The organism is Micromonospora pallida, from assembly GCF_900090325.1.
Lineage (GTDB): Bacteria > Actinomycetota > Actinomycetes > Mycobacteriales > Micromonosporaceae > Micromonospora > Micromonospora pallida.
Window position 1 is genome coordinate 6,306,239 of sequence record NZ_FMHW01000002.1, and the last position, 21,595, is coordinate 6,327,833.

At 68.3% G+C, this 21,595-nt stretch carries 13 protein-coding genes and 3 rRNA genes; 10 read left to right on the forward strand and 6 right to left on the reverse strand.

The genetic code is table 11. The features are described from left to right. Window positions 1-7 precede the first annotated feature (7 nt). Window positions 8-1,261: an aminotransferase class III-fold pyridoxal phosphate-dependent enzyme gene (locus GA0074692_RS26620; RefSeq protein WP_091648892.1), complete on the forward strand. Its 1,254-nt coding sequence runs from the start codon at window positions 8-10 to the stop codon at window positions 1,259-1,261. A gap of 13 nt (window positions 1,262-1,274) precedes the next feature. On the opposite strand, the gene GA0074692_RS26625 is transcribed toward GA0074692_RS26620, so the two are convergent. From GA0074692_RS26625 to trpS, 3 genes are all read right to left on the reverse strand, one after another. Next, window positions 1,275-2,063: a class I SAM-dependent methyltransferase gene (locus tag GA0074692_RS26625; protein ID WP_176738593.1), complete on the reverse strand. Its 789-nt coding sequence runs from the start codon at window positions 2,061-2,063 to the stop codon at window positions 1,275-1,277. 62 nt (window positions 2,064-2,125) lie between these two features. Beyond that, window positions 2,126-3,283 carry a tRNA-ribosyltransferase family protein gene (locus GA0074692_RS26630; RefSeq protein WP_091648897.1) on the reverse strand — a complete coding sequence of 386 codons (1,158 nt, stop codon included), beginning with the start codon at window positions 3,281-3,283 and terminating at the stop codon, window positions 2,126-2,128. 89 nt (window positions 3,284-3,372) lie between these two features. After that, window positions 3,373-4,431 carry a tryptophan--tRNA ligase gene (trpS, locus tag GA0074692_RS26635; protein ID WP_091648902.1) on the reverse strand — a complete coding sequence of 353 codons (1,059 nt, stop codon included), beginning with the start codon at window positions 4,429-4,431 and terminating at the stop codon, window positions 3,373-3,375. Between the two features lie 378 nt (window positions 4,432-4,809). Between trpS and GA0074692_RS26640 the strand changes: the two genes are divergently transcribed. From GA0074692_RS26640 to GA0074692_RS26660, 5 genes are all read left to right on the forward strand, one after another. After that, a complete protein-coding gene (locus tag GA0074692_RS26640; RefSeq protein ID WP_091654138.1) occupies window positions 4,810-5,091 on the forward strand; it encodes an SCO4848 family membrane protein in 282 nt (93 codons plus the stop codon). A 649-nt stretch (window positions 5,092-5,740) separates the two neighbouring features. Continuing rightward, window positions 5,741-7,255 (forward strand): 16S ribosomal RNA (locus GA0074692_RS26645). 349 nt (window positions 7,256-7,604) lie between these two features. After that, window positions 7,605-10,711: ribosomal RNA gene (locus GA0074692_RS26650) — 23S ribosomal RNA — on the forward strand. 79 nt (window positions 10,712-10,790) lie between these two features. After that, a 5S ribosomal RNA gene (gene rrf, locus GA0074692_RS26655) occupies window positions 10,791-10,907 on the forward strand. Together the 16S, 23S and 5S rRNA genes form the textbook arrangement of a ribosomal RNA operon. Before the next feature lie 43 nt (window positions 10,908-10,950). Then, window positions 10,951-11,685 carry an NADPH-dependent F420 reductase gene (locus tag GA0074692_RS26660; RefSeq protein WP_281199137.1) on the forward strand — a complete coding sequence of 245 codons (735 nt, stop codon included), beginning with the start codon at window positions 10,951-10,953 and terminating at the stop codon, window positions 11,683-11,685. A 219-nt stretch (window positions 11,686-11,904) separates the two neighbouring features. On the opposite strand, the gene GA0074692_RS26665 is transcribed toward GA0074692_RS26660, so the two are convergent. Further along, complete coding sequence (locus GA0074692_RS26665) at window positions 11,905-13,737, reverse strand: VanW family protein (protein ID WP_091648909.1); 1,833 nt, start codon at window positions 13,735-13,737, stop codon at window positions 11,905-11,907. A 163-nt stretch (window positions 13,738-13,900) separates the two neighbouring features. Here GA0074692_RS26665 and nudC point away from each other — a divergent pair, with 163 nt between their 5' ends. The 3 genes from nudC (at window position 13,901) to GA0074692_RS36595 (ending at window position 17,342) form a co-directional block, all read left to right on the forward strand. Continuing rightward, complete coding sequence (gene nudC, locus GA0074692_RS26670) at window positions 13,901-14,824, forward strand: NAD(+) diphosphatase (protein WP_091648912.1); 924 nt, start codon at window positions 13,901-13,903, stop codon at window positions 14,822-14,824. 452 nt (window positions 14,825-15,276) lie between these two features. Beyond that, on the forward strand, window positions 15,277-15,819 hold the full coding sequence (locus tag GA0074692_RS26675) for a DUF6230 family protein (protein WP_425413401.1): 543 nt from the start codon (window positions 15,277-15,279) through the stop codon (window positions 15,817-15,819). A 95-nt stretch (window positions 15,820-15,914) separates the two neighbouring features. Beyond that, complete coding sequence (locus GA0074692_RS36595; protein ID WP_141725422.1) at window positions 15,915-17,342, forward strand: DUF6114 domain-containing protein; 1,428 nt, start codon at window positions 15,915-15,917, stop codon at window positions 17,340-17,342. Window positions 17,343-17,393: 51 nt separating this feature from the next. On the opposite strand, the gene GA0074692_RS26685 is transcribed toward GA0074692_RS36595, so the two are convergent. Further along, a complete protein-coding gene (locus GA0074692_RS26685; RefSeq protein ID WP_091648921.1) occupies window positions 17,394-19,064 on the reverse strand; it encodes a DUF885 domain-containing protein in 1,671 nt (556 codons plus the stop codon). 324 nt (window positions 19,065-19,388) lie between these two features. Here GA0074692_RS26685 and GA0074692_RS26690 point away from each other — a divergent pair, with 324 nt between their 5' ends. Beyond that, window positions 19,389-20,360 carry a DMT family transporter gene (locus GA0074692_RS26690; protein WP_091648925.1) on the forward strand — a complete coding sequence of 324 codons (972 nt, stop codon included), beginning with the start codon at window positions 19,389-19,391 and terminating at the stop codon, window positions 20,358-20,360. 89 nt (window positions 20,361-20,449) lie between these two features. Here GA0074692_RS26690 and GA0074692_RS26695 read toward each other — a convergent pair whose 3' ends face one another. Next, window positions 20,450-21,523 carry a PHP domain-containing protein gene (locus tag GA0074692_RS26695; protein WP_091648929.1) on the reverse strand — a complete coding sequence of 358 codons (1,074 nt, stop codon included), beginning with the start codon at window positions 21,521-21,523 and terminating at the stop codon, window positions 20,450-20,452. Window positions 21,524-21,595 lie beyond the last annotated feature (72 nt).

Below are 21,595 nucleotides of genomic sequence, written 5' to 3' on the forward strand. Positions count from 1 at the left end.
GGAACGCATGACCATCGACATCGGCGCCGGCAAGCTGCTGGCCCAGGAACCCACCTGTCCCCGGGACGCCCACGGCCGCCCCCGGGTCTTCGTGGCGGGCTCCGGTGCCTACCTGACCGACCCGGACGGTCGGCGGTGGATCGACTTCGACAACGCCCGCGGCTCGGTAACCCTCGGCCACGGTGACGAGGAGGTGGCCGAGGCCATCGCCCGCGCCGCCCGGGGCGCCGCCGGTGTGGGCACCGCGTGGAGCCCGGTGCTGGACTCCCTGCTCGGCCAGTTGCAGGAGGTGTGTGGCGGCGACGTGATCGGGCTCTTCCGTACCGGCACCGCCGCGCTCCGCTCGGTGGCCTGCGCGGTACGGGACGCCCGGGACAAGCCGATCATTCTCAGCTCCGGCTACCACGGGTACGACCCGATGTGGCACTGCGACGAGGCGTTCAGCCCCAACGAGCACGGCATCGTCGAGTTCCTCTTCGACCTGGACGTGCTCGCCGAGTGGCTGGCCAGCCCGGACCAGGTGGCCGCGGTGGTGATCAGCCCCGACCACATGCACCTCGGCGAACGCTGGTACACCGAGTTCACCCGGCTGACCCGGGAAGCGGACGTTCCGGTCATCGCCGACGAGGTGAAGGTCGGCCTCCGCTACCGGGGTGGACTCTCCACCGACCTGCTCGACCCGGCCGTCTGGATCGTGGCGAAGTGCCTGGCCAACGGCTCCCCGGTCGCGGCGGTCGGCGGCGACGCCCACCTGCTGGCCGGCCTGGAGGAGGTCTCGTTCACCTCGTACTTCGAGCCGACCGCGCTGGCCGCCGCGACCACCACCCTGCGGCGGATGGCGACCGGCGAGCCGCAGCGGGCCGGCCGGGCCGGCGGCGACCGGTTCATCGCCCACGCCCGGGCGGCGTTCGCCGGGGCCAGCGTCCCGATCGACCTGGCCGGCAACGGCAACCTCTTCCAGTTCGTCTGCGCCGACGACGAGGTGCAGGACGCCTTCCACGCCGCCTCGGCGGCCGAGGGACTGCTCTTCTTCGAGGGCGACAACCAGACCCCCTCGCAGGCGTTCACCGCCGAGGTGGCCGAGGACGCCTGCGGACGGATCGGCCGGGTCGCCGAGGCGCTCGCCGGCCGCTTCACCGACCGTGAGCTGACCGAGGACTCCTGGTACGCCGGCGCCTGGGGCGCGATGGACGGGCTCGCCGACCGGCCGCGCACCCGGGAGCAGACCAACGAGATCGTCGCGCGCCTCTGGGAGGACTGACCCCGAGCGGCGGTCAGCCCTTGCCGATCGCCACCAGGTCCTCGGACCCGAGAGTGGCCCGCGACCAGCTCCAACCCCGGTCGCGGGCCAGTTCGGCCAGCTCCTCGACGTGCCGCGGCACGAAGACCGCCGCCCGGCCGTTCATCGCCCGGGTCGGGAAGGACACCACCACGTGCCGGCACGCCAGCCGGTCGACCAGCGCCAGCCCCGCGCCGGGCCGGCGTCCCTCCATGCAGTGGTACGTCTTCAGCAGCAGCGCCAGGTCCGCGTCCACCTGGTGACCGTCGGCGAGCACCTCCTCCTGCCGCACCTCGCACCCCGGGTACGTCCGGGACAGGAAGGCGTTGCCGAGCGCGGCGAAGGTCGCGTTGAAGTCGTAGCCGACGTAGCGGGCGTCGCTCACCTCCCGCAGCCAGGGCAGGGTGAACGGGTTCAGCGCGCAGGCGATGTCCGCCACCGTCTCCGGGGGCGGCACCAGCCCGAACAGCGTCGGGTAGAAGACGTCCAGGTCGGGCAGGCGTTCGGCGGTGGAGAAGTGCCCGGCCAGCACCTGTCGGCACCACTCGCGGCGGGCCTGCGGATCGGCCAGGTCGGCCCGGTCGAGCGTCCGTCGCAGCGCCGCCGGCCGGGCAGTGAGCAGGTGCAACGCCGCGACCTTGTGCAGCCGGGCCCGGACCAGCCGCTCCAGTTCGGCGGCGTCACCCGTGGTCCGCCCCTCCCGGCGCACCAGGTCGGCGATGGTCTCGGGATGGACGTCCCGGTACTTGGCCGCCGCCACCAGCCGGGCGATCACCTTCGTCACGGCCGGCGGGTCCACGGAGGCCGCGGCCGGATCCACATCTGGCGGCAGCGGCGTCACCCCGCTCACCCGAGCTGGGCCGGCTCGCGCAGCCCGGGTCGGGCCATCCGCCCGGCCCGGATCATCTCCAGCAACCGGGTGTAGAAGCGCAGGTTGTGCAGGGTGGCCAGCCGGTCCGCCAGGCCGTCCTTCACCCGGAACAGGTGGTGCAGGTAACTGCGGCTGTACCGCCGGCAGGTCGGGCAGTCACAGGTGGCGCAGATCGGCTCGTCCTTGCGGGAGTTCTCCTCGTCAAGGATGTAGACGTTCTGGTAGAAGGTCCGGTCCGGGGTGAGCAGTCGGTCGGCGATGTCCGGCTGGAACGCGTAGAGCCGGCCGTGCCGGGCGTCCCGGGTCGGGATCGTGCAGTCGAACACCCAGCGCATGTCCAACTCGCAGAGGGAGACCAGGTGCTCCGGGCGGCCCACGCCCAGGGCGAACAGCGGCGCGTCCGGCGGGGTGATCCGGGAGAGCAGAGCGAACATCTCGCGCTCCAGCTCACCCTCCGCGCTGAGCGGCCAGCCGCCGAACCCGAACCCCTGCGCCCCCGACTCGACCAGCGCGTCGACGCAGCGCTGCCGCAGCTCCGGATCGGTCCCGCCCTGCACCACGCCGACCAACATCGGCGGCTCGGCCAGCCGCCGTTGCCGGCACTGGAGGTCGTACGCCTGCCGGGCCTGACGGAACCAGCGGATCGTCCGCTCGGTCGAGGCGAGTTGTTCGGCCGGCGAGTCCTCCGGGCCGGTGCAGTCGTCCAGGGCGACCACCACGTCGGAACGGAGGCCGAACTGCCACTCGATGACCTTCTCCGGAGTCAGCACGATCTTCTTCGCGCTCGGCGACTCCTGGAAGGTCACCCCGCTGGACCGGATCGACCCCTTCTTGCCCTGCTTACGCAGCAGGGAGAGCACCTGGAACCCGCCCGAGTCGGAGACGATCACGCCGTCCCAGGCCATGAAGCGGTGCAGACCGCCGGCCCGCTTGATGGTCTGCAACCCGGGTCGCTGGGCCAGGTGCATCGCGTTGACCATCACCGCCTCGATCCCCACCGTCGCCAGGTCGAGGGTGTCGACCGCCCGGACCGAGGCCCGGGTGCCGTCGGGCAGGAAGGTGGGCAGGACGACCGAACCGTGCACGGTGTCCAGCGAGGGGCCCGCCGTGGCGGACGGGTCCGGGGAGGTCATCAGGTCGCGGCTCCTCGGCAGCGGGAAGACGGAAAGTTCCAGGATACGTGCCGGGGCGGGCCACGCCGGACGCGCGGCCCGCCCCCGCCTCACGCCGAAACGCCCGCCCGGCCCCGGTACCGTTCGGCCCGGCGTCGGATCTGCTGGTACGCGCCGGTCAGCCCCATCGCCCGGCGTACCTCGGCGAGGGTCTGCCGGACCTCCTGCCGGGTCCGTTCCGTGCCCTCGGCGATCAACTGGTCGACCAGCCCCCGCTCGGCGGCGAAGCGGGCCCGCCGCTCGCGCATCGGGTCGAGGAACCGGTTCAGCGCGGCCGCCAGTCGCTCCTTCACCTCGACGTCGCCGACCCGGCCGGCCCGGTACCGCTTCTTCAGCTCGTCGACCTCGGCGGTGTCCGGGTTGAACACGTCGTGGTAGACGAAGACCGGGTTCCCCTCGACGGTGCCCGGCACGTCCGCCCGTACCCGGTTGGGGTCGGTGTACATCCCCAGCACCTTGCGGCGGACCACCGCCGGCGGGTCGGCGAGCGCGATCGCGTTACCGAGGCTCTTGCTCATCTTGGCCCGACCGTCCGTGCCGACCAGCACCGGCGTCTCGGCGTGGATCATCTCCGGCACGGGCAGGACCTCGCCGTAGAGGTGGTTGAAGCGGCGGGCCACCTCCCGGGTCACCTCCACGTGCGCGGCGTTGTCCCGGCCCACCGGCACCACGTCCGCCCGTACGCAGAGGATGTCCGCCGCCTGGAGGACGGGATAACCGAGCAGCCCGTACGGCATCTCGTCCTTGTCGGCGGCCCGGGCCATCTCCTTCAGCGACGGCACCCGCTCCAGCCTCGGCACCGTGACCAGGTTTTGGAAGAGCGTGTTCAGGTCGCCCACCTCGGGCACGGCGGACTGGAGGTAGAACGTGGCCCGCTCCGGTTCGATCCCGGCAGCGAGGACGTCGAGCACCATCTCCCGGGCGTTGCCGGCGACTGCGGCGACGTCCTCCCGGGTGTTCCGGGTGGTGAGCATGTGCAGGTCGGCAATGATGAAGAAGCTGTCGTACGACTGGTGCAACCGGACCCGGTTGGCGATGCTGCCCACGTAGTGGCCAAGGTGCAGTCGCCCCGTCGGGCGGTCGCCGGTGAGCATCCGTGCAGCGGACATGGTGGTACGCCTCTCGTGTCGTGCGGGTGGATGGGTTCGCGTGCGCGCGTCGACGCGGGACGGGACGCCCCGGTCGGTGTGGTTGGCAGGATCGGCTCAGTGAGCCGGTTGCCATCGCGCGCCGGCGCGGAACCGCAGCCCGCGGGCACGGAGGACGTCCAGGAGGCGCTCTCGCCCGTCCCCGGACGTGGTCGCCGGCGTGTGCGGCACGGCGTCGCCCGGCAGGTCGTCGCTCCCGACGCCCACCGGCGGCAGAATGCTCGCCCGGACCATGGGCCAACGGTAGTACGCGTGGGATGCCAGTGTCCGGCCCGGCGGGCTGGTCCGGGACCTGTGTCGACCAGGGCGGACGTGTTGGCGCTGGCATACTCGTCGGTCATGGTGCTGTCGCGTGGTTGGGCGCTCTTCCTCGTCGGCGTCGGAGTCTGGACCTGGGTGATCTGGCCGAGGTTCGCCGTTGCCATCTGGAACGACCCTCGCTCGTGGTCGACCGGCACGGTCGGTGCGGGCGACGGGACCGGCTTCCTCTGGATCCACGCCCTCCTCATCGCCGCGTCCCTGACCCTCGGTGCGGCTGTCGGCGTGCTCGGGGTCCGGGGCCTGCTCGCCCAGCGGCGCCTCCACCGAGCCGGGGTAAACCGTCCTGACCAGGCCGTATAGCCATCTGTCGACGGTGTGACGCAGGCCGCTGCCCCCTCGATTTGACGTCCAAACCCCGGACGCGTAACTTTCTCTCTGCCAGCGCGGAACGGACGAAACGGGGCAAAGCCCCGAAGAGGCCGGAACGAGGTGGCGGTGGGCCGCAGGGGAACGACTTCTCTGGGATCCGCCCCGGGTGGTGCTTCACCGGTCGACCGAGGGGTCGATTTGGCGGGGCGAAACCGACCGGGTAAGGTTTACGACCGGCAGGGAACCGGGCGAGCGAGCGGGCAACCGCAGCGGCCGGTCTGCCGAATCCGATGATCAAAGCGCAGTGGTTCACCGCTGCCTGCGGTCAGCGGTGCCAAACCGTACCAAGCAGCGACAGACCGGGACACACCGGTTTGACACGGCGGAAACGGTGAGGTAACGTAGTGGAAGTGCCCGGCGCTGAGGCGGCGGGGATGGGAAGTGAAGCCCCGGACGGGGCCCTCCTGGTGGGGGTTTCGGATGGTGTGTGGTTGTTCTTTGAGAACTCAACAGGGTGCTAGATAAGCCAGTGCCAAATTGATTTATACCCCGGACTGGCTGGGCATGCTTTGGTGTGTCTGGTTGGTTTGGATTCCTTTGGCAACACTTTTGTTGTCGGGATGGATTGTTCAACAAGTTTTTGTTGGAGAGTTTGATCCTGGCTCAGGACGAACGCTGGCGGCGTGCTTAACACATGCAAGTCGAGCGGAAAGGCCCTTCGGGGTACTCGAGCGGCGAACGGGTGAGTAACACGTGAGCAACCTGCCCTAGGCTTTGGGATAACCCCGGGAAACCGGGGCTAATACCGAATATGACCTGCGGTCGCATGACTGTTGGTGGAAAGTTTTTCGGCCTGGGATGGGCTCGCGGCCTATCAGCTTGTTGGTGGGGTGATGGCCTACCAAGGCGACGACGGGTAGCCGGCCTGAGAGGGCGACCGGCCACACTGGGACTGAGACACGGCCCAGACTCCTACGGGAGGCAGCAGTGGGGAATATTGCACAATGGGCGGAAGCCTGATGCAGCGACGCCGCGTGAGGGATGACGGCCTTCGGGTTGTAAACCTCTTTCAGCAGGGACGAAGCGCAAGTGACGGTACCTGCAGAAGAAGCGCCGGCCAACTACGTGCCAGCAGCCGCGGTAAGACGTAGGGCGCGAGCGTTGTCCGGATTTATTGGGCGTAAAGAGCTCGTAGGCGGCTTGTCGCGTCGACTGTGAAAACCCGCGGCTCAACTGCGGGCCTGCAGTCGATACGGGCAGGCTAGAGTTCGGTAGGGGAGACTGGAATTCCTGGTGTAGCGGTGAAATGCGCAGATATCAGGAGGAACACCGGTGGCGAAGGCGGGTCTCTGGGCCGATACTGACGCTGAGGAGCGAAAGCGTGGGGAGCGAACAGGATTAGATACCCTGGTAGTCCACGCTGTAAACGTTGGGCGCTAGGTGTGGGGGGCCTCTCCGGTTCTCTGTGCCGCAGCTAACGCATTAAGCGCCCCGCCTGGGGAGTACGGCCGCAAGGCTAAAACTCAAAGGAATTGACGGGGGCCCGCACAAGCGGCGGAGCATGCGGATTAATTCGATGCAACGCGAAGAACCTTACCTGGGTTTGACATGGCCGCAAAACCTGCAGAGATGTAGGGTCCTTCGGGGGCGGTCACAGGTGGTGCATGGCTGTCGTCAGCTCGTGTCGTGAGATGTTGGGTTAAGTCCCGCAACGAGCGCAACCCTCGTTCGATGTTGCCAGCGCGTTATGGCGGGGACTCATCGAAGACTGCCGGGGTCAACTCGGAGGAAGGTGGGGATGACGTCAAGTCATCATGCCCCTTATGTCCAGGGCTTCACGCATGCTACAATGGCCGGTACAATGGGCTGCGATACCGTAAGGTGGAGCGAATCCCAAAAAGCCGGTCTCAGTTCGGATCGGGGTCTGCAACTCGACCCCGTGAAGTCGGAGTCGCTAGTAATCGCAGATCAGCAACGCTGCGGTGAATACGTTCCCGGGCCTTGTACACACCGCCCGTCACGTCACGAAAGTCGGCAACACCCGAAGCCGGTGGCCCAACCCTTGTGGAGGGAGCCGTCGAAGGTGGGGCTGGCGATTGGGACGAAGTCGTAACAAGGTAGCCGTACCGGAAGGTGCGGCTGGATCACCTCCTTTCTAAGGAGCACCTTCCACCGAAGGGTGGTAAGGAGCCCGCGACCTGCGAATGTCGGGTCGGGGTGCTCGATGGCGGAGACACTGGTGAGTTTTTCCCTGGCAACGGCCATGGATTTCCTAGTACGGCCACTTTGGTGGTGTGGAACGGGGTTCTGGTGCGGCTGGGGTAAGGCGGATAGCACCCTGTTGGGTCCTGAAGGAACAACCATTGGTTGGTTTCTTTAGGCGAGATTGCCAGGCATGGCCTGGTGTGGCATACCGCCGGCGGTTGTCGGGTTTGGTGTCGCACGTGGTGGGTTGTGGGTTGGTCGTTGGTTGAGAATTGCACAGTGGACGCGAGCATCTTTGTGGTCAAGTTGTCAAGGGCGAACGGTGAATGCCTTGGCACCAGGAGCCGATGAAGGACGTGGGAGGCCGCGATAGGCCTGGGGGAGCTGTCAACCAAGCTGTGATCCCAGGGTGTCCGAATGGGGAAACCTGGCATCAGTCATGTGATGTCACCTGCACCTGAACACATAGGGTGTATGGGGGGAACGCGGGGAAGTGAAACATCTCAGTACCCGTAGGAAGAGAAAACAACATGTGATTCCGTGAGTAGTGGCGAGCGAAAGCGGATTGAGGCTAAACCGGCTGCGTGTGATACCTGTCAGGGGTTGCGTGGTTGGGGTTGTGGGACCCTGCTGAACATGCTGACACGTGTTCGAGAAGTTACAAAACCAGTTGCTAGCCGAACAGTCTGGAATGGCTGACCGTAGGCGGTGAAAGTCCGGTAGGTGAAAGTGGCTGGTCTTCTGTGGGTGTTCCCGAGTAGCGGCGGACTCCTGAAATCTGCCGTGAATCTGCCAGGACCACCTGGTAAGCCTAAATACTTCCTGGTGACCGATAGCGGACGAGTACCGTGAGGGAATGGTGAAAAGTACCCCGGGAGGGGAGTGAAATAGTACCTGAAACCGTTCGCCTACAATCCGTCGGAGCCTTGCGGGGTGACGGCGTGCCTTTTGAAGAATGAGCCTGCGAGTTAGTGGCATGTGGCGAGGTTAACCCGTGTGGGGCAGCCGTAGCGAAAGCGAGTCTGAATAGGGCGTTTGAGTCGCATGCTCTAGACCCGAAGCGGAGTGATCTAGCCATGGGCAGGCTGAAGCGCGGGTAAGACCGCGTGGAGGGCCGAACCCACCAACGTTGAAAAGTTGGGGGATGACCTGTGGTTAGGGGTGAAAGGCCAATCAAACTCCGTGATAGCTGGTTCTCCCCGAAATGCATTTAGGTGCAGCGTCGCGTGTTTCTTGCCGGAGGTAGAGCACTGGATGGTCTAGGGGGCCCACAAGCTTACCGAAATCAGCCAAACTCCGAATGCCGGTAAGTGAGAGCGCGGCAGTGAGACTGCGGGGGATAAGCTTCGTAGTCGAGAGGGAAACAGCCCAGATCACCAGCTAAGGCCCCTAAGCGTGTGCTAAGTGGAAAAGGATGTGGGGTCGCATAGACAACCAGGAGGTTGGCTTAGAAGCAGCCACCCTTTAAAGAGTGCGTAATAGCTCACTGGTCAAGTGGTTCCGCGCCGACAATGTAGCGGGGCTCAAGCACACCGCCGAAGCTGTGGCATTCACATTTTACTTCGCCAGGCCTTGATGTCTGGTGCAGGTGTGTGGATGGGTAGGGGAGCGTCGTGCCGGGGGTGAAGCATCCGAGTGATCGAGGTGTGGACGCGGCACGAGTGAGAATGCAGGCATGAGTAGCGAAAGAAGGGTGAGAAACCCTTCCGCCGGATGACCAAGGGTTCCAGGGCCAGGCTAATCCGCCCTGGGTGAGTCGGGACCTAAGGCGAGGCCGAGAGGCGTAGTCGATGGACAACGGGTTGATATTCCCGTACCCGCGAAAGAGCGTCCCTGATGAACCTCGTTGTGCTAACCACCCGAGCTGCGGGCGGTCTTCGGACCTAACGTGGGGAGCGTGGGAACCTGGCGGGTAGTAGTCAAGCGATGGGGTGACGCAGGAAGGTAGCTGAGCCCGGCCGGTGGTTGTGCCGGGGTAAGCGTGTAGGCCGGTGTGTAGGCAAATCCGCACACCATGAGGCTGAGACGTGATGCCGAGCCGATTCAGGTGAAGTCAGTGATCCTATGCTGCCGAGAAAAGCCTCTAGCGAGTTCTTAGCGGCCCGTACCCCAAACCGACACAGGTGGTCAGGTAGAGAATACCGAGGCGATCGGGCGAACTGTGGTTAAGGAACTCGGCAAATTGCCCCCGTAACTTAGGGAGAAGGGGGGCCGGAGACGTGAAGCCCCTTGCGGGTGGAGCGTTGTATGGCCGCAGAGAGCAGGGGGAAGCGACTGTTTACTAAAAACACAGGTCCATGCGAAGAAGTAATTCGATGTATATGGACTGACGCCTGCCCGGTGCTGGAACGTTAAGGGGACCTGTTAGCTCTTCGGGGCGAAGCGGAGAACTTAAGCGCCAGTAAACGGCGGTGGTAACTATAACCATCCTAAGGTAGCGAAATTCCTTGTCGGGTAAGTTCCGACCTGCACGAATGGCGTAACGACTTCCCCACTGTCTCAACCACAGGCCCGGCGAAATTGCAGTACGAGTAAAGATGCTCGTTACGCGCGGCAGGACGGAAAGACCCCGGGACCTTTACTATAGCTTGACATTGGTATCCGAATTAGCTTGTGTAGGATAGGTGGGAGCCGGTGAAACTCTAACGCCAGTTAGGGTGGAGGCAATCTTGAAATACCACTCTGGTTGATTTGGGTATCTAACTTCGGACCGTTATCCGGTTCAGGGACAGTGTCTGGTGGGTAGTTTAACTGGGGCGGTTGCCTCCTAAAGGGTAACGGAGGCGCCCAAAGGTTCCCTCAGCCTGGTTGGCAATCAGGTGTTGAGTGCAAGTGCACAAGGGAGCTTGACTGTGAGACTGACAGGTCGAGCAGGGACGAAAGTCGGGACTAGTGATCCGGCACTTGCGTGTGGAAGCGGTGTCGCTCAACGGATAAAAGGTACCCCGGGGATAACAGGCTGATCTTCCCCAAGAGTCCATATCGACGGGATGGTTTGGCACCTCGATGTCGGCTCGTCGCATCCTGGGGCTGTAGCAGGTCCCAAGGGTTGGGCTGTTCGCCCATTAAAGCGGTACGCGAGCTGGGTTTAGAACGTCGTGAGACAGTTCGGTCCCTATCCGCCGTGCGCGTAGGATACTTGAGAAGGGCTGTCCCTAGTACGAGAGGACCGGGACGGACGAACCTCTGGTGTGCCAGTTGTCCCGCCAGGGGCACGGCTGGTTAGCTACGTTCGGAAGGGATAACCGCTGAAAGCATCTAAGCGGGAAGCTCGCTTCAAGATGAGGTATCCCACCATCTTCGGATGGGTAAGGCCCCCAGCTAGACGACTGGGTTGATAGGCCGGAGATGTAAGCTCGGTAACGGGTTCAGTCGACCGGTACTAATAGGCCGAGGACTTGACTACAAAGCCGCTACGCGTCCACTGTGTGATTCACAGCTAACGAACAACCAGGTGTTTGGGTTGTTTGATATGTTGATAGTGTTACGGCGGTCATGGCGGAGGGGAAACGCCCGGTTACATTCCGAACCCGGAAGCTAAGCCCTCCAGCGCCGATGGTACTGCACTCGGGAGGGTGTGGGAGAGTAGGACACCGCCGGACTTCTTTCACGAGGGCCACCCCCATTGGGGGTGGCCCTCGTTGCATTTCCCGGAGAAACCATCCCCTTTCCGGGGAGTCAGCCCGATCATGCTGGGTACCTGCTCACTGTCCTGACCCCAACCGCCGTACCGGCGGAGACAGGAGAGCAGCCATGAGGATCGGCATCATCGGCTCGGGCCACATCGGTGGCACCCTGACCCGACGGCTGCGCGACCTGGGCCACGAGGTGACCGTGGCGAACTCGCGGGGCCCCGAGTCGCTGCGCGACCTGGCGGCGGAGACCGGGGCGGTCCCGGGCACCGTGGAACAGGCAGCGCGAAGCGACGACTTCGTGGTGCTGGCCGTGCCGCTGAAGGCCGTGCCGAAGTTGCCTGCTTCGGCCTTCGAGGGCCGAGTGGTGGTCGACGCCGACAACTACTACCCCCAGCGGGACGGAAGCGTTCCGGAGATCGAGGACCGGAGCCTCACCTCCAGCCGGTGGACGGCTGGCCACCTCGAGGGGGCCCGCGTGGTCAAGGCGTTCAACACCATCCAGGCACCGCACCTGCTGGAGAAGGGCCGCCCGGCCGGCACCCCGGATCGGATCGCGTTGCCGGTCGCGGGCGACGACGCGGAGGCCAAGCGGCTCGTGATGGAGGTCGTCGACGCGCTCGGGTTCGACCCGGTGGACGCGGGGACGCTGGACGAGAGCTGGCGGCAGCAGCCGGAAACCCCGGTCTACGGCACGGACCGGGACGCCGAGGGCGTACGGCGGGGGCTGGCCGAGGTACGGCCCTGAGGCGTACGCCGGGAAGCCGGAAGCCAGGCCAGCATCGGAGCTGGCGGCCCGGTCCGGAAGGCCGGGACCGGGCGGCCAGCATCGGCGACGTGGCGCGGAACGTACCTGGGGAGCTGGCGGCCTGAGCCGGAAGGCCCAGAATCTGCCTGGAATGCGAACGCCCCGCCGGCCTGGTGGCCGGCGGGGCGTCGTGGTTCGGGTGCTCGGGAAGCGTTGGGCTTACGGTCCGCAGACGAAGCGCGGCTCGGCCTGGTAGGTCCAGGTGAACTTCTCCCGCTTCACGACCTTGCCGTCCTTCCGGATGATCCGGAAGGCGTCCTGCGTGAAGCCGTCGATGCCGTTGGTGGCGATGCAGGACGGTCCGGGTTCCAGGCGGATGAGCTTCGGCTTGGTGATGTTCCGGCGCGGGCTGTACTCGGTCTTGACGCTGTCGTAGATCTTCGTGCCCCAGATCGCCACGGTCACCGAACTTGACGTGTACGAGGTGTCGATCATGACCCCGTACGGGGTGTTGTTGCGGAACTTGAAGTCGAGGTCCGGGTAGAAGATCGTCGACTCGATCACCGCGGGGTACCGGCTGAACCAGTACGAGTGCGGCTTGTGTTCGACATCCTCCAGGCCGGCGTAGTAGATGCCGTTGAACAGGGTGGTGGTGAACTGGGACGTCCCGCCACCGACGCCGGGCACGAGCTTCCCGTTCATGATGACCGGCGCGTCGTGGTACCCCTGCTTGTAGCTGCGCTCGCCGGTGTGGCCGTTGAGGGAGAACGTCTCGCCCGGCTTCACCACCGTGCCGTCGACGTCCTTGGCGATCTGGACGATGTTCTTGCTGCGTGGCGAGGAGAGACCACCGGTGAAGTGGGTGGTGAAGCTCGACACCTTCTCCTTGATGCCGAGCTTGCCGACCTCCTCGGTGGTGAGGTCAGCGTCGACCGGCTTGAGCACGCCGTCGATTGTGCGGCCGTCGGACTTCGGCAGGACGGCGAGCAGGTCACGGGTCAGGGCGGCGTCGTCCAGGCGCTGACCCGACTTGCTCGGGACCGCCTTCGGCCGTCCGCCGGCCAGCGTCATCGCGGCGTCCTTCGGTTCCACCTCGATCGCGTCCAGCTTGTCGCCGAGGGCGGCGCGGAGCTTCTTGACGTCGAGCTTGGGGGTGAGCTTGCCGGCCTTGTCGGCGGGGAAGCTCAGGCTCCGCGCGATGGCGCTCGGTGGGATGGTCACCGAGCCCTTCTCGGTGGTCAGCTTCACCGGCGCGGCGACCGCCGGCGCGGCCAGCTCGGTCACCAGGCGGTCGACCTCCTCGGCGGTGGTCGCCGGGTGCTTCTCGACCAGCGGTACGGTCACCGGCTCGCCGGTCAGCCAGCCCTTCCGCAGCGCCTCAGCGGAGGTCTGCCCGTCGACGGTGAGCGCCGGCTTCGGGTGGACCTTCTTCGGGGTGGTGCCGCTGTAGGAGATCTTCGGCATGGTCATCTTGCGCCCCTGGGGGCCGACCGCCGCCTCCAGCGAGGTTTCGAGCCGGGCCGCGTCGACGGTCACCACCGGTTCGACGGTACGGGTGCCGAACAGGCGGCTGAGCGGGGCGGCCTGGGCCTCCACGGCGGCGGCCACGGTGGCGTCCACGTCCACCGTCAGCCCGACGTCGGCCGGGTTGATCTCGGCGGTCCGGTCGCCGACGCGTACCGGCACGGGGGCGGTGAGCGTGGCGGCGCGGCGGTCCAGTTCGGTCCGGAGCGCCTGAGCCGCGTCCGCCCGGCTCTTGCCGCCCAGTTCGGCGCCGAGGACCGTGGTGCCGCGCGGGACCTCACCGGCGTACGCGTAACCGCCGGCGCCGGCACCGGCGGCGAGCAGCACGGTGGCCATCCCGGCCGCGAGGAGGACGGTCCGTCGCCGTCGTCCGTTGCGGGAGGAGGCCGGGTCCGGTCCGGGCCCGACGGGGTCCGGGCCGGTGGCCGCCGGGGACGGCCCGCTGTCGGTGGCGGGCCAGGTGACCGCGGTGACCTGGACGGTCGGCCGGTCGTCGGCGGGCGGGAGCTTGTCGCCGTACAGAGTCACAGGAACCTCGATCGGACGTACCACGGGGGGAGCGGGGAAATCCCCGGTGAACGACTACGGTAACCAACGAGCCTGGGTCCCCGGCAGTGCGCGTCGACACGCAGGTTGATACGCGTGTCGTCCCGGATCGCGCCGGCACCGGTGGTCATGGCACGGTGACGGGGTGCGGAGCGACGACGGTGGGCTGGCGTACGGCGGCGGATGGTTGGACCGGGCCGGGGCCCGGCGGGACGACCCGGAATGGCTGCGGTCGCTGCTGGCCGCGCCGGACGCCGTGGTGCTGCCGCTCTGGCGGGACCGGTGCCTGGTGACGCGGGGCCAGCCGGTACGGGTCCGGGCCGACGACGCCGCCGTCCTGCTCGCCGAGACCGGTGAGCCGCTCTTCCTGGGACTGGTGGCCGGTGGCGGGGCGCTCTTCGCTGTGGATCTCTCCGGGCTGTCCGAGGCGCGGGCGCTGGCCGTGACGGGCGCGGACGCCGTGGTGGACGTACGGGCGGTCGTGGGGGCGCTGAGCGCGGCGGAGGCGGCCGTGCAGGCGTACGCGAAGGGTCTGTTGCACTGGCACCGACAGCAACGGTTCTGCGGCTCCTGCGGGGCGCGGACGGCCCCGGAGGTCGGTGGGCACGCGCGGCGCTGTGCCGGTACGGACTGCGCCCGATTGCTCTTTCCCCGGATCGAGCCGGCAGTCATCGCGTTGGTGGAAGTGCCCGGCCCGCCGGCCCGTTGCCTGCTCGCCCGGCACGCCGGGGCCGGTCCGGATGGTTGGTCGACGCTGGCCGGCTTCGTCGAGGTGGGCGAGAGCCTGGAGGACGCGGTACGCCGGGAGCTGGCCGAGGAGGCCGGGGTGACGGTGACGGAGGTGACGTACCAGGCTTCGCAGGCCTGGCCATTTCCGGCCGGGCTGATGGTGGGGTTCCGGGCGGTCGCCACGTCGGACCGGGTCCGGGTCGACGGGGTGGAACTGGTGGAGGCGCGCTGGTTCACCCGGGCGGAGCTGCGCGACCGGCAGACCGCCGGCTGGCCGCTGGGTCGGCCGGACGCCATCGACCACCGGCTGCTGCACGACTGGTTGTCGGCCGGCGAGTGATCACTGCCGGACGGTGGGTGGTCCATCCACCGTCCGGTTGGGCGCCGATCATCCTCAGCGGTTTGTCAGGTGGGCGTTTCCAAAATGTGATCTGGCGATGTCATGGCTACCGCTGGTGAGGCGCGCTGTACTCGCTGCGTCAATCGGGGTGGTTTGCCCGGCGGTCGTCCCGGTGCGCCCTTACGGCGGGTGAGGAAACCGCGATCTTCGATTAAAGGTCGGAGTTACCGGTGGGTAGCAAGGGTCTTGTGACGTACGTCCCCGCGCGCGACCATCCAATCCGCACGCTGCGCACCGACCGCAGCACCATGGGTCCGCAGCGACGCGATGAGCTTCCCCCCGCAGTCCCGGACGCCGTCCCCGCGCCCGGAGACCTCTCTCGAGGAGGACCCGTGAAGGAAACGACCGACTCCCCGGCCCAGGGTGGCGTGCGCTGGCGCCGGTTCGCCGCCATGATGGTGCCCACCACCGTCGTCGCCGGCGCCATCGTCGTCGGCATGGCCAACGGCGCCATCGCGGCGTCCTTCGCCGTCTCCGGCCAGACGTTCAAGGTCAGCGCCACCAAGCTCGAGGGCGAGGGCTTCAAGCAGTACGGCGGCATGGTCGAGGAGAAGGACGGCACTGCCCACCCGGTCGCCGTCTCGGAGATCGGCAGCGCCAAGCTCCACAACCTCTGCCAGTCGGTGAAGATCCCCAACATGCCGATCGTGCTCACCATCAACGCGGGTGGCGGCGGGAACCCGGCCACCGCCAGCGGCATGCTGATCGACATGGACTCGCTGGAGGGGAACGCGACCTTCTCGAACATCAAGATCGGCAGGGACGCCACCGACCTGAACTCGCATGCCACGCCGAAGTCGTTCGGACAGAGCGCGGACAGCGTCGTCATCACCGACCTCCGGCAGGTGGCCCGCTCGACCAGCGCCGGCACCTTCACCCTGACCGGGCTCAAGTTGAAGGTCAACGTCGGCGCCGAGGCCCGGGAGTGCTTCTGAGCTGACTCCGGGGCCCACGCGGACACCACCGTGGGCCCCGGCTCCGCCGGACCGTTCCCGCCCGCTCCCACCACCCGAGCCGCCAGGAGGCGTACGTGACAAGCGCGGACCCGCAGCATGCCCGACCGGGCGGGTTCAGCCAGACAAGGTGGAGGTTCCGCCAGTGGCGGCGGAGCCGACCGTTCTGGGGCGGGCTGCTGACCGTCCTGGCCGGCGTGCAGATCTTCGGCACCACCCAGATGAGCCTTGGCGGCCTGACGTTCCAGATGGGCCCGACCGGGTTTCTCTCCTGGTTGATCCCCACCATCCTGGTGGCCTGCGGCGTGTTCATGTGGTTCACCCCGCAGTACCGGATGTTCTACGCCGTCGTCGCAGCGGTCACCGCCGTGTTCTCGCTGATCGGGGTCAACCTCGGCGGCTTCTTCGTCGGCATGCTGCTGGGCATGGTCGGCAGCGCCCTCGGCTTCGCCTGGACGCCCGCCCGGGCCGCGTCGCCGCCGGCATCCCCGGACAGGGAGCCGCCGACGACCGAGCCGGGGCAGACCACAGTCGCCGGTCAGCCTGCCCCTGCGGGGGCGGCGCTGCCGGGCGTACCGGAGTCGGAGGATCTCGACCGGACCCTGGTCGACGAGATCATGCCCGTCGAGCGCGATGGCGGGGCATCCCTCCGCGACCCCCGGTTCCTCGCCGGGACGGTGGCCCTGCTCGGCCTCGGCATGGCCACCCTGCTCGCGTTGAACGGGCCGACCCCGGTGCGCGCCGCGCCGGTCGGGCCCGACTGCCCGAGCCCGACCGTGCCGGTCCCCTCCGGGACTCCGGTCCCGTCGACCACCCCCGGCGACGGCACCCCCGATCCCGGCGCGACCGTCCCGACCAGGCCCGCCGGCAACCTGCTGACCGCCACCACCGGGGAGCCGACCCGGAGCCCCGCCCCGACCATGCCCGCCACCCGGCCGGCCACGCCCCGTCCCGCTTCGCCCGCCCCGCCGGTCTGCGTGACCCCCACGCCGAACGAGCCCGACGAGCCCGACGAGCCCGAACCCGCTGAGCCGGGCCGGCCGCTGCCCCGGATCGACGCCGAGCCGGGACAGCCCACGGTGGCGAGCCCGTCGAAGCTCACCGGTTCCAAGGTGGTGATGACCGGGATCCGGTTCGAGGGAGTCGTCGATCTGAAGACCATCGACGGGACGCTCCGGGCGCTGAAGTTCAGCATGCGCCGGGCGGTGACCGACGACTTCACGCTCCTTACGGCCGGTCCTGCCGGACAGCTGCGGTACGTCACCGACCAGCTCACCGTCGACGGCGACGTGGCCTTCTACGCCACCCGGTTCACCGGCCGGATCTCCCTGATCGGCGGGCCCGGCCTGATCACCGTCACGCTCACCCCGGACCTGCCGTTCCCGGACGGCATCCCGATCACCGCGCCGCAGCTCGTCTTCCAGGACCCGGTGATGGACCTGGCCTTTCTCGACTGCGACGCGTTCACCACCGGTGACAATCCGCTCCGGGTGACCCCGCGCTGAGCCGATCGGTGACCGGGCCGGGCGGAGCCGTCCGGCCCGGTCACCGTGGGGTCACAGCCGGGCGAGCGCCTGGCGCAGCGGGTCGAGCCCGAGCGCGCCGAGGTCCAGTGCCTGCCGGTGGAACTCCTTCAGGTCGAAGGCGGCCCCCTTGCGGGTCTTCGCCTCGTCCCGGGCCTGGAGCCAGATCCGCTCACCGACCTTGTACGACGGGGCCTGCCCCGGCCAGCCCAGGTAGCGGTTCAGCTCGAACCGCAGGCTCTCTTCCTGCACCCGGCAGTGCGTGCGCATGAACTCCCAGCCCAGCTCCGGCGTCCAACGCTCGCCGGGGTGGAAGCCGAATGGGTTGTCCCGGGGGATCTCCAGCTCCAGGTGCATGCCGATGTCGACGATGACCCGGGCCGCGCGGAACGCCTGCGCGTCGAGCATGCCGAGCCGGTCGCCCGGATCCTCCAGGTAACCCAGCTCGTCCATCAGCCGCTCCGCGTAGAGCGCCCAGCCCTCGCCGTGGCCGGAAACCCAGCAGAGCACCCGCTGCCAGCGGTTGAGCAGCTCCGCCCGGACAGCGGTCTGTGCGACCTGGAGGTGGTGACCCGGCACACCCTCGTGGTAGACGGTCGTCACCTCGCGCCAGGTGGAGAAGTCGGTGACGCCCTGCGGCACCGCCCACCACATCCGGCCCGGCCGGGAGAAGTCCTCACTGGGGCCGGTGTAGTAGATGCCGCCGTCGCTGGTCGGGGCGAGGCAGCACTCGATGCGGCGGACCTGCTCGGGGATGTCGAAGTGGGTGCCGTGCAGCTCACTGATCGCCTTGTCGGCCAGTGCCTGCATCCAGTCCCGGAACGCCTCCTTGCCCTGGATGGTGCGGGCCGGGTCGGCGTCCAGCGCGGCCACCGCCTCGTCGATGGTCGCCCCGGGACCGACGATCCGGGCGGCCACCGTCCGCATGTCGGCCTCCAGGCGGGCCAGTTCCTCGAACCCCCAGGCGTACGTCTCGTCCAGGTCGATCCGGGCGCCGAGGAAGTACTGCGAGGCCAACTCGTAGCGTTCGCGGCCGGCAGCCTGCTTCTCCCGTCCCCGAGGTGCCAGCTCGGTACGGAGGAACCGGCCGAACTCGGCGGTCGCCGCGGTGGCCGCCGCCGCGCCGCGCCGCAGCTCCGCGCCGAGCGTGCCGTCGGCCCCGAGCCGCTCGACCAGGCTGTGGAAGACGTTGTCGCCGTCCGGGTCGGTCCAGACGTCGCACTGCTTGGCGACCTCGATCATCTGGGCCTGGGCAGAGGCGTGTCCCGCGTCGGCGGCCTCGCGCAGCGTGGTCTTGTAGCTCTCCAGGGCACCAGCGAACTGGTTGAGCCGGGCGGCGATGTTCGCCATCGCCTCCGCGCCCTCGGTCGGCATCAGGTCGAAGACCCCCCGAAGGTCGTGCAGCCCGCTGGCGATCACGTTGATCTCGCTGGTTTCCTCGCCCGCGTCGTAGCGGGCCAGGGCCAGGCCCAGCCGTTCCTGCATGGCCTCCTTGGCGGTCTGCTCGGCCGGGGTGTCCGGCTCGGTCCCGTCCAGCTCGGCCAGGGTGCGGCGGGTCAGCTCGGCGCGGGCGGCATAGCCGTCCGGCGACAGGTCGTCGAGCCGGTCGTCATAGCCGGCGATCCCAACGTGCGTGGCGCCGGCGGGGTTGAGTTCGGCCCACTCCACCACGTACCGGTTCGCGAGGTCGTCGATTCGTCCCACGGGGGAACACTACGTGACCGGTTCCCCTGGCTGTCGACCCTCTTTGCGGCGCGTCCGGCGGCGGTTCGGCCGCCGGTTCGGCCGCCGGTTCGGCCGGTCAGGGCAGCAGCTCGGCCGGCTCCGGGAGCGGGAGGTAACGGTCGGCGAGCGCGGTCGTCCACATTCCGTCGAGGTCGACGAGTGGGTCGAACTCCATCGGCAGGGCCATCGGTCGCCACCTCCTCGGCTGATCAACGCCACCGCTGTAGGCAGGTTGCGGTGACGCGCGACACGGTGGCCGAATATCGCCGGACATTGTCGTGGGGCTGCGGCAGAGTGTCAGGAGTGACACCGGATTCCACCCCTGACCGGGCGGCACTGCGTAGATGGCTGCCCGGGTTCGTACTCCTCGCCGCGATCTGGGGCGCCAGCTTCCTGTTCATCAAGATCGGCGTACGGGAGCTGCACCCGCTCTACGTCACCCTGGGCCGGGTCGGCACCGGGGCGCTGACCCTGCTCGTGGTGCTCGCCGTGCTCCGTGACCGGCTGCCCCGCGACGGTCGGCTCTGGTTGCACCAGGCGGTGGTGGCCGCCTTCGGCGTGGCGCTGCCGTTCACCCTCTTCGGCTACGGCGAGCAGCGGATCCCGTCGATGCTGGCCGGCATCTGGAACGCCACCACCCCGCTGGTCGTCCTGCCGATGGCGGTGCTGGTGTTCCGTACCGAGCGGTTGACCGCGCGCCGGGCCGTCGGCCTCGGGCTAGGGTTCGCCGGCGTGCTGGTGGTGCTCGGGGTCTGGCAGGGCATCGGTGGGGCCACCTTCACCGGGCAGTTGATGTGCTTCGGGGCGGCGGCCTGCTACGGCCTGGCGATCCCGTACCAGAAGCGGTTCGTCGCGGGCCGCGCGGAGTCGGGGCTGGCCCTGTCGGCGGCGCAGCTACTGCTCGCCACCGTCCAGCTCGCGGTGGTGGCGCCGCTGGTGGCCGGGGCACCGCCCGCGCCCACCGCGCTGTCCTGGGACGTGGTGGCGAGCGTGCTGGCGCTCGGCGCGTTCGGCACCGGGCTGGCCTTCGTGATCAACCTGCACAACATCCGGGTGATCGGCGCGAGCACGGCGTCCACGGTGACCTACCTGATTCCGGTCTTCGCGGTGCTCATCGGGGCGCTCGCGCTCGACGAGACGCCCACCTGGCACCAGCCGGTCGGGGCGCTGGTCGTGCTGCTCGGGGTGGCGGTGTCGCAGGGATTCCTCCGGTGGCCGGTCCGAGCGGTGCCCGCCGAGCCGCCCACCGTGGCCCCCGTGGCCGTCCGGGACTGAGACCCCGGGGCTCGTCCACCATGTCCGTCCGGGACTGACCCCGGACCGTCCGCCGTGGGCCTGTTCGAGACGGACCCTGGGCGGTGTGTTCAGGTGGCGTCGTGGCCCTGCGCCCAGGCGACCAGTTCCTCCGCCGACCGGGTGTTCACCACCCGGTCGGCGGGAACCCCGCAGCGGGCGGCCCGCTCGCAGCCGAACCGTTGCCAGTCGAGTTGGCCCGGGGCGTGCGCGTCGGTGTTCAGGGCGAAGAGGCAGCCGGCCTCGAGGGCCCGCCGGATCAGCCGCTTCGGCGGGTCCTGCCGCTCCGGCCGTGAGTTGATCTCGACGGCCTTGCCGTGCTCGGCACAGGCGGCGAAGACGGCGTCCGCGTCGAAGTCGCTCTCCGGCCGGGTACGCGCCCGGTGCGCCCGGTCGCCCGGCCCGGTCACCCCGGCGGGCCGGGACGCCACCATGCGTCCGGTGCAGTGGCCGAGGATGTCCAGGTGCGGGTTGGCGACGGCGGTGAGCATCCGCCGGGTCATCTTCGCCCGGTCGTCGTTCAGGCCGCTGTGCACCGAGCCGACCACCACGTCCAGCCGGGCCAGCAGCTCCTCGTCCTGGTCGAGTGAACCGTCGGCGAGGATGTCCACCTCGATCCCGGTCAGGACGCGGAAGCCCGGCGGCAGCGCGTCGTTGAGCTGCGCGACGTGGTCGAGTTGGCGGCGCAGCCGGTCGGCGGTCAGTCCCCGCGCGACCTTCAGCCGGGGCGAGTGGTCGGTCAACACCAGGTACTCGTGGCCCAGTTCCACCGCGGCAAGGGCCATCTCCTCGATCGGTGACCCACCGTCGGACCAGTCGGAGTGGGTGTGGCAGTCGCCGCGCAGGGCCGTACGGAGGTCGGTGGCGGCGGCGTCCAGGTCGGTGCCCTCGGTGGCGGTCAACCGGCGTAGGTAGACCGGTTCCTCCCCGGCCAGTGACTCGACCACGCACCGGGCGGTGACGTCACCGACCCCGGACAGCTCGGTGAGCGTGCCGGTGCGGACCCGTTCGGCCAGTTCCCCGGCGGACAGGGCGGCGAGGGTGTTCGCGGCCGAACGGAACGCGCGCACCCGGTAGGTGGCCTCGTTCGCCCGTTCCAGCAGGAAGGCGATGCGGCGTAGGTCGGCGACGGCATCCCGGCTCACCCTGCGAACCTACGCCTGCCGCGGTGGTGGCGGGGAGGGGGTGGACCACCTCCCCGCCACCGACGGGTCGTT